The organism is bacterium, assembly GCA_040757115.1.
Classification (GTDB): Bacteria; UBA9089; CG2-30-40-21; order CG2-30-40-21; family SBAY01; genus JBFLXS01.
The window spans coordinates 1-16,803 of sequence record JBFLYA010000026.1 but is presented as its reverse complement, the minus strand read 5'-3'; the positions used below and the strand labels follow the sequence as shown (position 1 = coordinate 16,803).

The following is a 16,803-nucleotide window of genomic DNA, read 5'->3' as shown; positions in this document are numbered from 1 at the left end:
TACGATTAGGAGGCTGGTTTGGTTTAGGGGTTATGAAAGTTAGTAACCGTTCAGGTGGTAATTTACCGCAGAGACGCAGAGGAACAGAGAAGAAATCAGATAACAGAAAAGATTATTGGTGTAGCCATTGAAATACATAGGACCTGCTTGCCGAATGTTCAGCCGGCAAGCCAGATTTGTTAATCCATCCCTGATTTTCATCAGGGCAAGTTTAATGTTGTTGGACTCAAGAGCTTGCACTGATGAAAATCAGGGATGTTAAGCCTATCGTCCATAAATTTTAATTTTCTTCTCTGCGTCTCTGTGTCTCTGCGGTGAACGGTTACGAAAGTTAGTCTTTTTGCATGACCATTTTGCCCAGTTATCCAGGAAATTTATAATCTCCACATCTCCCCAATCCCCTTATCTCCTTTCTTACACTTCTCATGTATAACCTGAACGGTTACAAAATTCGTAAATCGTGTCCGTTTTCCGTATCCGTAATTAGGCTGAAGGTTTTTTCTCCTGTTGTCCTCTGCTTTCTGCCCTCTGCTCTCTGTATTTATCCGTTCTAATCCGTGTTAATCAGTGGCTGAATAGTTACGAAATATAAGCAAGTTAAAGGGTTGTCGTTAACTCAACAATTCACCTTATCTTCTGGCAAATAAGGGACTTTAATGAAGATAATTCTTATTGTTTCTTCTGTGTCATTGATTATATCATGTTTTTCCTTTGGTAAAATCTTAAATGCGTCCCCTTCTTTAACTCGATAACTCTGGTTATCAATCACCATTTGAGGCGTTCCGAAAATGAAAAAAAAGGTTTCTTCTACCTCATTATGAAAATGAGCCCCTAATGTTTGCCCCGACTTAAATCGGATAATCCCCCATTCCATTCTTTGCCCTCGAAATAGGTATTTTGGCCCAGAATCACCGCCGCGGTATTCCTTTTCGTTTTCATTAACCCTTTCCATTATTAAATTCACCTCCTTAATGACATAAAACCCAGTGTTCCTTTTCAATCTCACGATACACAGGTTTTTGTTCCCTACAAATATCCTTTGAAAATGAACATCTCTGGTAAAAGCTACAAATAACATCAGAATTAAACTTATTCATTGACTCAAGTGGAATTGAGGATAATTTTCTTTTCTCACCAGATATAGTGGGGTAAGAAGATAAAAGCCCTTGAGTATAGGGATGCAGTGGGGTATTAAAAAGCATTTTCGTTGGTGCATATTCCATTATTTTCCCCGCATACATTACGGCCACTCGATTGCAGGTTTCCGCAATAACCCCAATATCATGTGAGATGTAAATAAGAGCCATATTAAGTTTATGTTGAATTTCAACGATTTTTTTTATTATCTGGTCTTGAACAATAACATCTAAAGCGGTTGTCGGCTCATCCGCAATAATAATCTCTGGATTACAGGCAAGTGCCATAGCTATTATTGCCCGTTGTTTCATCCCACCACTATATTCATGGGGATACTGCCTGGCAAAACTATAATCCATTCCAACTAAATCATACAATTCTTTTACCCTTATCCTGGCGTCTTTTTTAGTGATTGCGATATGCCTTCTGATTACCTCAATTATTTGATTTTCAACCCGATATACTGGATTTAAGGCATTCATTGCCGATTGAAAAATCAAAGAAATACACCTTGAGCGTATTTTTTGCATCTGTTTATCTGTCTTTGGGATTAAGTCTTCATCTTTAAAGAGTATCTGACCAGAGATTATTTGAGCGTTGTTTGGTAAAAGTTTCATAATTGCCATCGCCACAGATGTTTTTCCACATCCAGATTCACCGACTAATCCAATCGCTTCACCTTTTTTTAGCCCAAAAGATACTCCATCTACTGCTTTAACACAGCCTCTGGAGGTTTTATATTGCACATTTAAATCTTTAATTTCAAGTATTTGCATTTTTTCTCTTGAATCCATAGGAAATTATATTGGACGCAGATAAATACAGATTTTACAGGTGAGCCTGAACGATTACCACGGCAGGATAATGATGGAAAGTAAAACCGCTGGCTATGGAACAATATTTACCGTTTATTTACCTAAGTTCAGGTTGAGATAAGCAATTCCTTTTTATAAAGCCCTAACCTGGTGAGTACTTTTTGCATCTTTGGTTCAACATTTGCATACTCTAAAAGAGCTTTTACTATCAACTCTTCTTCCTCTTCTAATTTTCGAGTTTTCTTAGCCACAGGGGCAATAGCCGTTCTGCGGTCCCAGATGACAAAACCAGTCAAGCTAAACATCCCAGCCAACAAAACCCCAAAACCGCTAAGCATTATCCCCATCATATCGTTCAATCTCTGATTCATATCATCAAATCTCTGATTAAATTTCTGATTCATATCATCAAATCTCTGATTCATATCATTAAATCTCTGATTTATATCATCCAATCTCTGATTCAGTGTCTTCTGTCCTTCTTCTAATCGAATGAGCCGTTCTTCAATCCCTATCTTATAAACCTCCTCGGAATAAACTTGAGGGGTAAGAATAAGGAAACATATTACTCCACCTATCATTTTCTTAATCATCTTTATCATTCCTCCTATTTCATTAACTTTACAATTTTATTCTATCACAGTTTCTGATTTCTGTCAATCAAATTTTGTAAGCGTTCAGGTGGTGTAACAAAAGGAGATGTGGAGATTAAGGAGATAGGGAGATATTATTAAAAAAATTGAAATTAATAGAAACTAATAGAAATTTATGGAAATTTGTTGTTTTCCACAATCAATTTCTACCTATTTCTATAAATTTCAATCTATTTCTATTATCTTATCTCCATATCACTCTTATCTCCTTATCCCCTTTCTTACACTTTTGATATATAGCCTGAACGGTTACCCCGTTTATTTACCTAAGTTCAGGTTGAGATAAGCAATTCCCTTTTATAAAGCCCTAACCTGGTGAGTACTTTTTGCATCTTTGGTTCAACATTTGCATACTCTAAAAGAGCTTTTACTATCAACTCTTCTTCCTCTTCTAATTTTCGAGTTTTCTTAGCCACAGGGGCAATAGCCGTTCTGCGGTCCCAGATGACAAAACCAGTCAGGCTAAACATCCCAGCCAACAAAACCCCAAAACCGCTAAGCATTATCCCCATCATATCGTTCAATCTCTGATTCATATCATCAAATCTCTGATTCATATCATTAAATCTCTGATTTATATCATCCAATCTTTGATTCAGTGTCTTCTGTCCTTCTTCTAATCGAATGAGCCGTTCTTCAATCCCTATCTTATAAACCTCCTCGGAATAAACTTGAGGGGTAAAAATAAGGAAACATATTACTCCACCTATCATTTTCTTAATCATCTTTATCATTCCTCCTATTTCATTAACTTTACAATTTTATTTTATCACAGTTTCTGATTTCTGTCAATCAAATTTTAAATATTTTCGACCTGTAAGGTAATGAGTCAGTGAAATGGGGGATTCTCCTGAAAGTAGGAAGTAGGAGAGTAGGAAAGGGGGAGACATTGCCCCCAGAAGAGGAATACCGTGCACATCCTTTATCCCTTTCCTACTTACCTACTACCTACTTGCCTACTATTTTCATTGCTTTGTCCTCCGCAGGTTAATGTTCATTTCCCCAAATAACTGACGTATTACCATATATGTTAATATTTGAGCTTCATGAATTCGATAATTCATCAAATTTCACTTCGTGCTCTCCGTGCCCTTCGTGGGGAATAGTTACCCGTTTATTTACCTAAGTTCAGGTTGAGATAAGCAATTCCTTTTTATAAAGCCCTAACCTGGTGAGTACTTTTTGCATCTTTGGTTCAACATTTGCATACTCTAAAAGAGCTTTTACTATCAACTCTTCTTCCTCTTCTAATTTTCGAGTTTTCTTAGCCACAGGGGCAATAGCCGTTCTGCGGTCCCAGATGACAAAACCAGTCAGGCTAAACATCCCAGCCAACAAAACCCCAAAACCGCTAAGCATTATCCCCATCATATCGTTCAATCTCTGATTCATATCATCAAATCTCTGATTCATATCATCAAATCTCTGATTCAATGCCTTCTGTCCTTCTTCTAATCGAATGAGCCGCTCTTCAATTCCTATCTTATAAACCTCCTCGGAATAAACTTGAGGGGTAAGAATAAGGAAACATATTACTCCACCTATCATTTTCTTAATCATCTTTATCATTCCTCCTATTTCATTAACTTTACAAGTTTATTCTATCACAGTTTCTGATTTCTGTCAATCAAATTTTGTAACCGTTCAGGTGGTAATTTACCGCAGAGACGCAGAGGAACAGAGAAGACATGGAAATAAATTAGATAACAGAAAAGATTATTGGTGCAGCCATTGAAATACATAAAACATTGGGAGCAGGTTTGTTGGAATCTGCCTATGAAGAATGTTTATGTTATGAGTTATCAATATTAGGGTTACATTTTAAAAGGCAGGTTGAATTACCTGTAAGATACAAAGGAGTTAGATTAGATTGTGGCTATCGGTTAGATCTTCTTGTTGAAGAAGAAGTTGTGGTAGAATTAAAAACTGTGGAGCAATTACTTCCAATTCATGAGGCACAGCTTTTAACCTACTTAAAAATGATAAATAAAAGGGTAGGTTTGTTGATCAATTTTAATGTTCCTGTGCTCAAGGATGGGATTAAGCGTATCGTCCATAAATTTTAATTTTCTTCTCTGCGTCTCTGTGTCTCTGCGGTGAACGGTTACCAGAGACGCAGAGAAAAAATTAAAATCTATTCACCAGAGACAGAAATTTCCTTTTTTTGTGCATTTCGGGTCTTTCCCTGTTTATTAATCTTTTAATACTTACTTTCGACTAACTGTTTTTAAGCCTTTTTAAACACCGAAAAACGCGAAAAACACGAAAAAAAAGATATTTTCCTCTCTGCGAACTCTTGCGTCTCTGCGGTAAAGGATTACCTGAACGGTTACAGATTTCGCAGTAGCTGCTCAGCCCCAACCCTGGGCCAGTGGTAGTGCATCTGGCTGGCTTTTTGGTAAGCGGATTGGGCGAAGGTTTTGGTCTGGTCAAAATCATTTAACCCCAGATATGCCCTGGCTAAGATTAGCTCTGCATCGGGTTCGTAGAGTAAAAAGCCTGTTCTTTCACATAGCTTCAGGATTTGGTTTGCCTGAGAGATAGCCTCTTTATATCTTTTCATATCCAACCACAACCTGCTCAACTCAAGCAAGGCTTCGATTTCAAGATCAGGAACGCCCACCCTGCGAGCAATCTCAAAAGCCTGCTGAAGATGGGTCTCAGCTTCTTTATGGTTTCCCTTTAGCCTTTCAATGGCAGCTAAGCAGCGGTGACATCTTGAGATATCATCCGGCCAATTTTCACTCTGGCAGATCTCAAGGTTTGCTTTGGTAAGTTCAAAAGCCTCATCAATCTGCTTGATTGAGATCAGGAAGTCAGCATAGAAAACTCCAGTTATACTGTAATCCCGATACCCACTGATCTTTCTTTCAAGTTCATCTGCCTGCTGAAACCCCTTTTCTGCCTCCTCATCTTTACCTAAGAGATGAAGTATCCAGGCAAGATAGGCTTTTGAATTACGGATATTCTTCTCAGACCCTGCCTTCTCTGCTGCATCATGTGCCTTTTTGGCACCCTCATTTGCCTCCTTGAGCCTACCTGCTCGAAACCGGAGGCCAGTCAAGTTTTGATAACCCGTAGAGGCGTTTTCCCAGTCTTTTGCCTCAACACCCATCCGGACTGCTGTCAAAAATGGCTCCTCTGCCTCTTTTGGCCGGCCTGTAGAAAGAAGTGCCAGTCCTGCTTCATTGAGCAGCCAGCTCTGTTTGCTCTTTTCACTTACAAGCGGCATCTTTGAAAGGTCTTCGTCTGGGAAGAAGTTTCTTATAAGAGATAAATCAGTCTCCCAGGCACCAAGTTTGTATACCAGGAAACCTTTTTGTCCCCGTTGAATTTTCTCCCAATAAACATCATAAAGCACTTCATCATAAAGCTCAGCAGAACATCCATGATATACCTGCTCAAACAGGGGTTGCATTTCTTCCAGTGTCTCTGGCATATCTTTTGCCATCTTTCCAAAGTATTCATAGATTGCCTTATGGGTCAGCCTCTTTTCTTCTTCATCAAAGATAGACTCAAAGTAGCCCTTGATTAAGGGATGGGTGGTGTAGGTATTATCAGAGCCTTTGGTAATGAGCCTTCTTTGGCAAAGGTCATTTAGCATTCTCTGAAAATGAAAATCCACCCTGGTTTGGAATGCTCCCTTAAACTCCCTTTCAGAGACTGCACCCCTAAAGAGGGAGAATATCTTCATAAAACTTCTTTGTTCTTCATTTAATTGTTTATCATACCAAAGAAGCATTCTGCGCGCCTTTCCTCCTGCCTCCTGGTCTGAATAAAATGGCGGTATTTCCTTTGCTCTCTTAATATCACCCCCAGGGCCTAAATAATTTGCCAGGAGAACAAGGCTCAGGGTATGGCCTTTAAATTCTTTCCAGAGGTCATCTATCTCATCCTCTGTTCCTCTTACCCCAATCCTTTGAAACAATAGCCGGGTATCCTCTCTGGATAATTCCTCTATCTCAAGCTTTTGATAGCCTGGGTAATTCTTGATGTCAGTCAAAGGAAACCTTGTAGTTATCAGGCACAAGCCTCTAAAATCTGCATCAGCAATGGATTTGAGTAAGTCGGTAAATTCTGGGTGTTGCAGCTTACCAAATTCTTCACCGCTTTGCGATTTCTGCATCTCCTCCAAGCCATCTAAGATAATGAGATATTCCCTTTCCAAAAGAAGCTCTTTTATTTTATCAGTCTTCTGCCAGGATGTCTTGTAGTCATCAAGTTTGAATCTATCCTGGGAAAGATAGACAAATAATGCCTCAAGGAAACGCTCAAGATAAGGATTGCGATAGAATCCCCACCAGAATATGCCATCCGGATGGAGGTTATTTTCTTTCAGGCTATCAAACCACTTTCTGACCAATGCCGATTTCCCTACACCACCCCAGCCGACTAATGCGCCTATCTTTACCTTAGGTGAGCCATACCAATCTGTGATCGCCTTTAACATCTCAATTCTACCTACAAAGTTTGGTTCAGGTGGAGTCTGATTGTGGAGACTAGATTCGAACTGTTTAATCTCCTTCTTGTCCCAAACCTTGAGTTGTTCAAATAAGGATGAGATAAACTTAGCAAGAGGGTTCCCTACCACTGGTATTAGCTTTATTACCTCTATCAATGCCTCCAGAAGGGCCTTTAAATATGGATATGCTTTACTGTAGTTCATGGTATTCTATTTCCCCTGAAAATAATCCGCAGATTTCGCAGATTACACAGATTTTTATTTTTTAGTAATCGGATTGAGCGGATTAATCGGATTTTTTATCTGCTCAATCCGCTAAATCCGCTTACTACTTATTTTCATCTTCGTTTGTGCCCACTTCCTGTGGGCATGAGCGTTTCCCCTCCACACTTAATGGATTTTACTCCTCTAAGATGTTTAATATCCTTTCTCCTCCAAATTTCTTCAGGATATTTAGTATTTTCTTTTTCCAGCCTGCGAGCATAGAATCAAACAAATCCTTTATCAACTTTTCCTCACCCTGGTCTATTAGAGCAGAAATAAATATCATACAAATAATGTCCCATAGGGACAATATATCGGTAGAAATAAATATCATACAAACATAAATGCCGTAGGCATGAGATAGTTAAAATTCAATCGGTTTAAAAATATATCGTTCATCATAATTAATGTTAAATGCTCGCAAAAATTCTTTATATTCTTCACTGAAACTCTTTTTTTTGTGATGTTCTTCCTGATTATTAATATAATTTCTACCAATATATCGTTCCTACGGAACTGATTGATTTAGCTATCTATTCTACCGATATTATGTTCCTAACGGAACGATTATTCTCATGCCTTATTTATGGGTATTATCCTATGTAAACTTCCAGTTAATAACCGCTATAGGCTGGCATAAAGCGGTTCTCATTTTGACATTAGCTTGGTAGCCCAGTATGTGTTTAGCGTATTTATGCATTGGATACAAACCTGAAAGGTTTGAACATAACCGTAGGTGAAACCTACGGAAATGGACATCTACGATGTTTCTCAACCCTGAAAGGGTTGAATTTTAAACGAGGGATAAAATTCGACCCTTTCAGGGTTGCAGAGTGCATGTATGTGTTTCTTCCGTAGATTGCATCTACGGTTATGTGAAGTTTGACGCCTTCAGCGTCGGGAAAAAATATCCTCACGCTAAACACATACCAAGATTCTATCCTGAGTTGTCCATCCCCCATTTCTATCCGCCAACATAGAATGTTGGGCTACACTTTTTCTATTTCTATTCCCACAAATCAACACGGATTCAGATTTCGCAGTAGCTGCTCAGCCTCAACCCTGGGCCAGTGGTAGTGCATCTGGCTGGCTTTTTGGTAAGCGGATTGGGCGAAGGTTTTGGTCTGGTCAAGATCATTTAACCCCAGATATGCCCTGGCTAAGATTAGCTCTGCCTCGGGTTCGTAGAGTAAAAAGCCTGTTCTTTCACATAGCTTCAGGACCTGGTTTGCCTGAGAGATAGCCTCTTTATATCTTTTCATATCCAACCACAACCTGCTCAACTCAAGCAAGGCTTCGATTTCAAGCTCTGGCATGCCAACTTTTCTGGCAATCTCAAGGGCCTCCTGAAGATGGGGCTCAGCTTCCTTCTGCTTCCCCTTTATCCTTTCAATTGCACCCAGTAAGCGGTGACATCTTGAGATCTCGTTTACAAAATTATTCCTCTGGCAGATCTTAAGGTTTGCTTTGGTAAGTTCAAAAGCCTCATCAATCTGCTTGATTGAGAGGAGGAAGTCAGCATAGAAAATTCCCCGCATAGCATAAAGCTGATACCCACTGATCTTTCTTGAAAGTTCATCTGCCTGCTGAAACTCCTTTTCTGCCTCCTCATCCTTGCCCGCAAGATGAAGTATCCAGGCAAGATAGGCTTTTGAAATTACGATATACTGCTCAGACTCTGCTTTCTCTGCCATCTCAATGGCCTTTTTCGCACTCTCATTTGCCTCCTTGAGCCTACCTACTCGAAACCAGAGGTCAGCCAGGTTTTGATAACCCGCAGAGGCGTTTTTCCGGTCTTTGTCTTCGATTTGCATATTTGTCTTTCGAACGAAAAGCTCCTCTGCCTCTTTTGGCCGGCCTGTATTAAGAAGTGCCAGTCCTGCTTCATTGAGCAACCAGCCCCGGACCCTCTTCTCACTTACAAGGGGCATCTTTGAAAGATCACCATCCGGAAAGAAGGTTCTGACAAGGGATAGGTCGGTTTCCCAGACACCAAGTTTGTATACCAGAAAACCTTCTTCTCTCCGTTGAATTTTCCCCCAATAAACATCCTCATCCACCTTATCATAAAGTCTAGCCGAACATCCATGATATACCTGCTCAAACAGGGGGCGCATCTGGTCTAATGTTTCAGGCTTATCAGGCGCTTTCTTTCCAAAGTATTCATAGATTGCTTTATGGGTTAGCTTCTTTTCTTTTTTATCAAATATAGACTCAAAGTAGCCCTTGATTAAAGGATGGGTGGTGTAGGTATTATCAGAACCTTTGGTAATGAGCCTTCTCTGGCAAAGGTCATTTAGCATTCTCTGGAAATGAAAATCTACCCTGGTTTGGAATACCTCCTTAAACTCCCTTTCCGAGACTGCACCCCTAAACAGGGAGAATATCTTCATAAATCTTCTTTGTTCTTCATTTAATTGCTTATCATACCAAAGAAGGATTCGATGTGCCTTACCCCCTGCCTTCTGGTCAGAATAGAATGGAGGAATTTCCTTTGCTTTTTTAATATCACCACCAGGGCCTAAATAATTTGCCAAAAGAACAAGGCTTAGGGTATGGCCCTTAAATTCTTTCCAGATGTCATCTATCTCATCCTCTGTTCCTCTTACACCAATTCTTTGAAACAATAGCCAGGTATCCTCTTTTGGTAACTCCTCTATCTCAATCTTTTGATAGCCTGGGTAATTCTTGATGTCAGTTAAAGGGAACCTTGTAGTGATCAGGCACAAGCCTTTAAAATCTGCATCAGCAATGTATTTGAGTAAGTCGGTAAATTCTGGGTGCTGCATCTTACCAAATTCTTCGCCGGTTTGCGATTTTTGCATCTGTTCCAGTCCATCTAAGATAATGAGATATTCCCTTTCAAGGAGAAGCTCTTTTATTTTGTCTATCTTCTGCCATGATGTCTTGTAGTCATCAAGTTTGAATCTATCTTGAGAGAGATAAGCAAATAATGCGGCAATGAAATGGTCAAGGGAAGGGAGCTTATAGAAATCCCACCAGAATATGCCATCCGGATGGATGTTATTTTCTTTTAAGCTATCATACCACTTTCTGACTAATGCCGATTTTCCCACCCCACCCCAGCCAACTAATGCGCCGATCTTTACCTCAGGGGATTTGTACCAATCTGTGATCGCCTTAAGCATTTCAACCCTTCCCACAAAATTTGGCTCAGGTGGAAGTTGGTTATGCAGGCTGGGAGGCATTTTAACCTGTCCTTTTTCTGGCTTAACCTTTATCTCAGGTTTCCTTGGCTTTTGGCTCTCATCCCAAAGAACCTCATAGATTGGCACATCTTCTATCAGCCCTTTTAGCAGGTATTTGCCATGGAAACGGAGGTTAAACCCTTCTTGCTCAATCTCTTTGAATATTTCTCCAGAAATGAGAATTTGGTCACCTTCTGCCAATGCTTCAATCCTTGCGGCAATATGAACTGTATCGCCATAGATGTCATCTGGCTCAGTGATTGCCAAGCCTGTGTGAATACCAATTCTAATCTGGATTTTATCCTCTGCCCCTTGGTTATATTTTGCTAAAGCTTTCTGCATCTCAATTGCAACAAGAACCCCATTTTGTGCCTTCTCAAACCCTGCCATAATCGCATCGCCAATTGTCTTGATTATCTTACCATTGTGTTTCTCAATTATCGGGAAAAGCATATCATTATGCCTTTGCACCATTGCCCTTCCGGCAATATCACCCTTTGTGAGAAAATATTCAGTTGAGCCAACAATATCAGTGAACATAACCGTAATTTTCTGTTTATATTCCTTCCTTATTATCTCGTCAATCTCATTGCGTCTTCTCAGGAGTGACTCAATTGTTCCTGCTCCTTTTAATATCCTCTCATCTATTTCCTCATCATACCCAGACCAATCAAGGCCGCCTTCTATAAAAGCCGGCACCAGTTTATATTTTTCTTCTTCGTAAATGATGTATCCACCACGCACCAGGTCATCTACTGCTTTTCTATGATTATCCAGATAGTGTTGAATAATTCTTTGTTTTTCTTCCTCTGGGCTTTCCACAAGTCTCCTTATAATCTCCTTCTCAAGACTACTCCTGTGTTTCCAGTCGTATCGGAAGAAACCAACCATATCTTCCATAAATCTTCTCTTTATATCCTTTAGTTCCACTTTAGCTTTTACTCCTTTAGTTCTCCTTTAATTCTCTCATCAAATATATAAGAGGCTAAAACTTGAATAAAAAATGGGTGATAACCCGTATAACCCAGAATAAACTGAGAGTATTTAGATAAATCAATTCCCTTCTTTTTGCAGGAAGAACTATTAAATCCTTTGCTTCTTCCATCGTCAATACCCCTAAGTAGATGGATTCAAAGATATTAAAGAATGGAGAATCTTTTATCTCTTTATCATCTGTCAAATCAGCCAATGATTTCATAGAAGTGGTTACATAAGAGCATAAGAATGCCTGATTCAATGACCGCAAATTCCCATAAAAATTGGAGGTTATTTTCTTATTCTCACACATATTCTCAAATTCATCAAGGATAAAGACTGTCTTTTGCCCATTATTTTTAAGCCCTTTCAATCCTTTTGCAAGCGATTCAAAGGAGGCTTTGTTCTCTTTTCTACCTATTTGTGTAGAGAAAAGATTAACCATCTCTGCCTCTGTATATTCTCTTTTCCCCTGCAAATCAATAAAAGCAAATATATACTCTTCAGGATTTACTCCATATTCTTCTTTTAGTTTGGAAGGATGGATAAGTTGATAAAGAAGGGATGTCTTACCTATTTTTCTCGGGCCAATAATAGAGGAAGATTCTCCTTTATTTAGACGCATAATTATCCTTTTTATCTCTTCCTGCCGTCCAAAGAAATCCTCTGGTTCTCTTATTGGCACCCCTGAGATATAGGGATTTTCCGGTATGATTTTTGGTGGCGATGGTTTTTCTTCGGGTATAGCAGTCTTTGGCAGACCAAAATTTGTTACAATTATATCTACATCCCTATAGCCTAAGTTATTCTCTCTAAGAGTCTCCCTAAGGCAGATAAGCTCATTCTTAATCTTTTTCTCTATCATTTCTTCAATCTTATCAGAAAATTCCCTATCTTTTTCCTTCAGGAGCAAGTTAATTCTAATCTCAAAAAGGTCAGGGTCAATCTTTATTCCTGAGGTTAGCCTGTCTTTCAATAAAAAAGGCATCTCTTGCTCAGGCACCTTCCAAAGCCTTAGTAATTCAGCAGGAACCTTCCAAAAGCCAATATCAAGTTCATCTGCAATTCTCAAAAGTCCTGCCAAAAACTTAGTTCTGACATAAGAACGACCAATAATTATTGGGCTTTGGCTAATCTCTTTCATTTTTTCTATACTTCCCGAATGGGCATAGCATATCTCTTTTATGGCAAAAGCATAAGGCTCATCTAATCTCCAGTATTCATAATTTTGATGGATATAGTTGTATGTCCTCTCTGAATGAGTAGCTCTCCTTTCCTTGTAGGGTTCTTCCTCTTTCATTTCAACAATCAAACCAATGTCATGAAACCAGATAGAAAGAAGAAGGCAGAATATTTCCTCAGGAGGCATATCATTCTTTATCTTTTTTGGCAGAAGCTCATCTAAGTTCTTCTCTACATTTTTACAGTGCTCCTCCCCATGGTCAGAATAGTAGCGTTGGTTTGCTCTATTAAGAATTGGCTTAAGGTCATCAACAATGGAAGCAAATTTACGATAGAGTTTGTTGTCTTTCCTTTGAAGATACCATCTTAAGGTCTCTTTATCTTCCATCAATCATTTTCCTCCCAGGTAATCTTTTCTTCATCTATCGCCCTCTTTTTATACCTTTCTAACCACACCCGGTAAATATCCCCCTTGAACCGATAATGACCGGATATGCCATCTATTGAGATATCCTGGACAATCTCTTTAGCCATAAGATTTCTTAATGTTTCTGTAACATCCTCTTTTTTAGCCTGGATTTTATTTTCGGCTAAAGCAATGATAATATTTGACAGGGTAATTTTTGATTCCCACATTGGAAGAAGTTTGGGAAGTAATGAGAGTAAGAGCTTTTCTCTATTTGAAGTTGTATCCCAGATAAATTTAAAATGATTATAGCCTGATTTAATAATCTCTGCCAGTTGATTATTTACATCTTCAATGGTTATATAACTTTTTCTTTCTCTGTTATGCAAATGGACCAATTCATCACAGATGAGCTGGATAAAGTAAGGATGTCCTGCAGTCAGGTTGAGTATCCGGTCAATAGCTAACTTATCGTATGTCATAGCTTGTTTTGTTGGATTAACGATTAAAGAGATACTCTCTTTTTCTTTCAAAACCCCAATCTGATGGTAAAGTCCTATATTAAATAAAACATTCCAGTAATTACCAGTCATTTCTTCTAAACGATGGGTGCCCGTAAAGATAAAGGAAATCTGAGTATGTTGCATTAAGTGGCGAAGATAATCGAATATATCTTCCCTCATCAATCCATCCTTTTTTTCAAAACTCTCAAATTCATCAAACATAAGAAGAATTTGTTTTTCTCCCAATAGCTTATAGACCTTTTTTAGGAACAATCGCTCAAAGGTAGAAGCGGGTCTTTCATAAAATTCTTCTTTTGGGGGTAGCTCAAGCTCAATTCCCTGATTTTCTGCTGACTCTTGAATCTTTTCTGAAAGCGTAAGCAGAAACTTAGCCTCTGTTGAATCACTGTCTATTCCCTGAACATCTATTAATACAGGGAGATAATTAGAGCTAAATTTGACGATTACTTGATTAAGCAAAGAGGTTTTTCCTAATCTTCGCTGGCCAGTAAGAACTAAAATATTCTTTTTGGAGACCGATTTTAAGTATCGCTCTATGAAGTCAAACGCTTCACTTCGACCAACGAAAAGCGTGCTCTGGGGAGCAAGAGGAAGACCAGTTATATAAGGACTTTCAATCTCCCTAAATTCTGTCTCCTGCCTTTCAATAAAACTTATCTGGTCAGCAAAATCTATTGTCTTTCCCTTTGCCTCAAAGTCGCTGTAGGTAATCCTGAATTGCAATCTAATTTGCCCTTTTTTCAGAGGGTTAAGTCTAAAGGAGACCTGTCTAGCTTTCCTGGGAGAAATAGGAGATACAGCTATCCCCGTCATCCCAAACTTATAATCATTAGAGGTTAAAATCTCAATATCTATATCATCTGCTACACTATTTCCTATGTTCCTAACCTCTAAGACTACCTCTATCTCATCCCTGAATGGCATCTCTTTTGTCTTAAGCTCACATACAATCTCTGCCCTTCCGGTAAGGGCTTTAAGTGCCCTTCCAATGATTTCCCTAATCTGGGGAAGGAGATAGAGCAAAAGTGTCCTTTCTGGCTCTAAAACCCCCTTATCAACAAACCTTGTTGCCTCCTCACATAAACTTATTGAACCTGTAAGATAGCTTGATTTAGCCTCAACCTCTTCTACCTCTTCATACTTAGATAGGGCTTCTATAATCTCATTCAATCCCTTGAAAGCATTCATTGTCCCTTTCCGCAATACATCTTCACATTTAAACAGCTTATTTAGATCAACCCTGGTGATGATAATATCCTCAATTGCCCGGCAATTGGTAAGCTGATAGAAGACTTTGTAGGTAAGATAAACCTCATCACCATGAGGAAGCCCTTTAGCCTCTGCAAGTATCTCAACCAGCCTTGATAGAATAGGTTTGGGATTCTGGGTTAGTCTGGCAATCATTCCACCTACTCTGCTGGTCTCTGTAAACAAGCTTAGTTGGTAATAGACATTAAGGATATTGACAAATTGTTGATTGCCTTCCTGCTGGTAAAGCTCACAAAGGTCTTTGAGAGAAGAGGAAGGCTCTTTTGCCTCCTCAAATATTTGGTAGATAACCGGATAAAGCAAGCCTTTGTTATCATCCATGTAGCCCTTTGCCAGGATATGGGTTGGGGTGTATCTGCTTACCCCTTCTCCATAAGTTCCAAACCATAGATTAGCCTTTCTGTCCTCTATGATTGAAAGGACTATATTACCAGCCAATCCATCCTTGGTTGTCCAGGTTTTCCACTCCTTTCCATCGTACATCGTTACCCCTCCTCCCCAAGTTCCAAACCACAGATTACCCTGCTTGTCCTCTATGATATTACCAGCCAATCCATTCTTGGTTGTCCAGGTTTTCCAATCCCTTCCGTCATACATACTTACCCCTCTATCAGTTCCAAACCACAGATTGCCTTGTCTGTCCTCTATAATTGACCGGACTTCATTACTAGCCAATCTATCCTTGGTTGTCCAAGTTTTCCAATTCCTTCCATCATACCTCTTTACCTCTCCTCTATCAGTTCCAAACCATAGGTTGCCCTGCCTGTCCTCTAGGATTGAATGGACTTTATTACTATGCAATCCATCCTTGATTGTCCAAGTTTTCCAATCCTTCCCATCATACCTCCTTACCTCTCCTCTCCAAGTTCCAAACCATAGGTTGCCTTGCCTGTCCTCTAGGATTGAAAGGATTCTATCACCAGCCAATCTATCCTTGGTTGTCCAGGTTTTCCAATTCCTCCCATCATACATACTTACCCCTCCAGTGGTCCCAAACCATAGGTTGCCCTGCCTGTCCTCTATGATTGACCAGACTGCATTACTAGCCAATCCATCCTTTTCTGTAAAGGTTTTCCTAAAGGGTTTCCACTTCCTTCCATCATACATCGTTACCCCTCTATCAGTTCCAAACCATAGATTGCCCTGCCTGTCCTCTAGGATTGAAGTGACCCAATTATGAGCCAATCCATCCTTTTCTGTAAAGGTTTTCCACTTTCTTCCATCATACCTGCTTACCCCTTTTTCCCAAGTTCCAAACCATAGATTGCCTTTCCTGTCCTCTATGATTGACCGGACTGCATCACTAGCCAATCCATCCCTGGTTGTCCAAGTTTTCCAATCCTTCCCATCATACATCGTTACCCCTCCATTAGTTCCAAACCATAAGTTGCCCTGCCTATCCTCTATGATTGAAAAGATTGCATTACCAGCCAATCCATACCATTCTGTAAAAGTCTGCCATTTTTCCTTCAGCTCAAGTTTTATTTCTGTTTTATTCATCTTTTTCATCAAGCCTTACCTCTTTTTTAATCCGCAATCTACAGTGTTTCAGGTTCTAATTTTATGGGACGCAGATTTTCGCAGATGAACAGGATTAAAATTAATTTTTTATTATTGTATTTCTATAGTTATTTTCTTAGAGTTTCTTGATGTTTTTATCTTGTAAATCCTGTAAATCTGCGTCCCATTAATTTTCATCGTCATTTGTGAGTCGCAGACTCATGAGCGTTTCCCCTGAAAATGTTCGTAAGTTATTGTAATTGCTTGAGTTACAAAACTACATTTTCATCGTCCTCGTATAATATATATTGTTGGTCATTTTGAATGCCACAATCCTAATTCCTTATTAAAGCCCCCAAGATTGGGGGGTGGGGGTTGAAAATAAAATTAAAAAATTAATTATTAGT

General features: G+C 39.2%; 14 protein-coding genes. 2 read left to right on the top strand and 12 right to left on the bottom strand.

All coding sequences use genetic code 11. The features are described from left to right. Positions 1-39: 39 nt before the first annotated feature. The 5 genes from AB1422_03560 to AB1422_03540 form a co-directional block, all read right to left on the bottom strand. On the bottom strand, positions 40-240 hold the full coding sequence (locus tag AB1422_03560) for a hypothetical protein (GenBank protein MEW6618420.1): 201 nt from the start codon (positions 238-240) through the stop codon (positions 40-42). A 24-nt stretch (positions 241-264) separates the two neighbouring features. After that, the gene (locus tag AB1422_03555; protein ID MEW6618419.1) at positions 265-387 is read right to left on the bottom strand and encodes a hypothetical protein; all 123 of its coding nucleotides are present in this window, start codon (positions 385-387) and stop codon (positions 265-267) included. A 229-nt stretch (positions 388-616) separates the two neighbouring features. Then, on the bottom strand, positions 617-952 hold the full coding sequence (locus AB1422_03550) for a cupin domain-containing protein (GenBank protein ID MEW6618418.1): 336 nt from the start codon (positions 950-952) through the stop codon (positions 617-619). A gap of 16 nt (positions 953-968) precedes the next feature. After that, positions 969-1,913 (bottom strand): ABC transporter ATP-binding protein, encoded by a 945-nt coding sequence (locus AB1422_03545; GenBank protein ID MEW6618417.1) that lies wholly within the window; start codon positions 1,911-1,913, stop codon positions 969-971. 146 nt (positions 1,914-2,059) lie between these two features. Beyond that, positions 2,060-2,545 carry a hypothetical protein gene (locus tag AB1422_03540; GenBank protein MEW6618416.1) on the bottom strand — a complete coding sequence of 162 codons (486 nt, stop codon included), beginning with the start codon at positions 2,543-2,545 and terminating at the stop codon, positions 2,060-2,062. Between the two features lie 175 nt (positions 2,546-2,720). On the opposite strand from AB1422_03540, the gene AB1422_03535 reads away from it, so the two are divergent. Continuing rightward, positions 2,721-2,891, top strand: a complete 171-nt coding sequence (locus AB1422_03535) for a hypothetical protein (GenBank protein MEW6618415.1) — start codon at positions 2,721-2,723, stop codon at positions 2,889-2,891. Here the strand turns inward: AB1422_03535 and AB1422_03530 are convergent. Further along, entirely contained in the window at positions 2,878-3,330 is a 453-nt protein-coding gene (locus tag AB1422_03530; protein MEW6618414.1) for a hypothetical protein, read from the bottom strand. The two genes, AB1422_03535 and AB1422_03530, sit on opposite strands and share 14 nt — an antisense overlap. Before the next feature lie 403 nt (positions 3,331-3,733). After that, positions 3,734-4,165, bottom strand: a complete 432-nt coding sequence (locus AB1422_03525; protein MEW6618413.1) for a hypothetical protein — start codon at positions 4,163-4,165, stop codon at positions 3,734-3,736. 143 nt (positions 4,166-4,308) lie between these two features. Here AB1422_03525 and AB1422_03520 point away from each other — a divergent pair, with 143 nt between their 5' ends. Then, complete coding sequence (locus AB1422_03520; GenBank protein ID MEW6618412.1) at positions 4,309-4,671, top strand: GxxExxY protein; 363 nt, start codon at positions 4,309-4,311, stop codon at positions 4,669-4,671. 263 nt (positions 4,672-4,934) lie between these two features. Here the strand turns inward: AB1422_03520 and AB1422_03515 are convergent, their stop codons facing one another. The 5 genes from AB1422_03515 to AB1422_03495 form a co-directional block, all read right to left on the bottom strand. After that, positions 4,935-7,271 (bottom strand): tetratricopeptide repeat protein, encoded by a 2,337-nt coding sequence (locus tag AB1422_03515; GenBank protein ID MEW6618411.1) that lies wholly within the window; start codon positions 7,269-7,271, stop codon positions 4,935-4,937. Positions 7,272-7,467: 196 nt separating this feature from the next. Further along, complete coding sequence (locus AB1422_03510; protein MEW6618410.1) at positions 7,468-7,617, bottom strand: hypothetical protein; 150 nt, start codon at positions 7,615-7,617, stop codon at positions 7,468-7,470. A gap of 733 nt (positions 7,618-8,350) precedes the next feature. Next, positions 8,351-11,470, bottom strand: coding sequence for an adenylate/guanylate cyclase domain-containing protein (locus AB1422_03505; protein ID MEW6618409.1), 3,120 nt, complete (start codon positions 11,468-11,470; stop codon positions 8,351-8,353). Between the two features lie 55 nt (positions 11,471-11,525). Next, positions 11,526-13,085: a hypothetical protein gene (locus AB1422_03500; protein ID MEW6618408.1), complete on the bottom strand. Its 1,560-nt coding sequence runs from the start codon at positions 13,083-13,085 to the stop codon at positions 11,526-11,528. Further along, positions 13,085-16,405 carry a two-component regulator propeller domain-containing protein gene (locus AB1422_03495; GenBank protein MEW6618407.1) on the bottom strand — a complete coding sequence of 1,107 codons (3,321 nt, stop codon included), beginning with the start codon at positions 16,403-16,405 and terminating at the stop codon, positions 13,085-13,087. The genes AB1422_03500 and AB1422_03495 overlap by 1 nt, the downstream gene beginning before the upstream one ends. Positions 16,406-16,803: the final 398 nt, after the last annotated feature.

Coding starts and splice junctions, on each gene's coding strand:
- AB1422_03550 (MEW6618418.1), bottom strand. CDS start 952: ATGGAAAGGGTTAATGAAAACGAAAAGGAATACCGCGGCGGTGATTCT.
- AB1422_03545 (MEW6618417.1), bottom strand. CDS start 1,913: ATGCAAATACTTGAAATTAAAGATTTAAATGTGCAATATAAAACCTCC.
- AB1422_03540 (MEW6618416.1), bottom strand. CDS start 2,545: ATGATTAAGAAAATGATAGGTGGAGTAATATGTTTCCTTATTCTTACC.
- AB1422_03535 (MEW6618415.1), top strand. CDS start 2,721: ATGGAAATTTGTTGTTTTCCACAATCAATTTCTACCTATTTCTATAAA.
- AB1422_03530 (MEW6618414.1), bottom strand. CDS start 3,330: ATGATTAAGAAAATGATAGGTGGAGTAATATGTTTCCTTATTTTTACC.
- AB1422_03525 (MEW6618413.1), bottom strand. CDS start 4,165: ATGATTAAGAAAATGATAGGTGGAGTAATATGTTTCCTTATTCTTACC.
- AB1422_03515 (MEW6618411.1), bottom strand. CDS start 7,271: ATGAACTACAGTAAAGCATATCCATATTTAAAGGCCCTTCTGGAGGCA.
- AB1422_03510 (MEW6618410.1), bottom strand. CDS start 7,617: ATGATATTTATTTCTGCTCTAATAGACCAGGGTGAGGAAAAGTTGATA.
- AB1422_03500 (MEW6618408.1), bottom strand. CDS start 13,085: ATGGAAGATAAAGAGACCTTAAGATGGTATCTTCAAAGGAAAGACAAC.
- AB1422_03495 (MEW6618407.1), bottom strand. CDS start 16,405: ATGAAAAAGATGAATAAAACAGAAATAAAACTTGAGCTGAAGGAAAAA.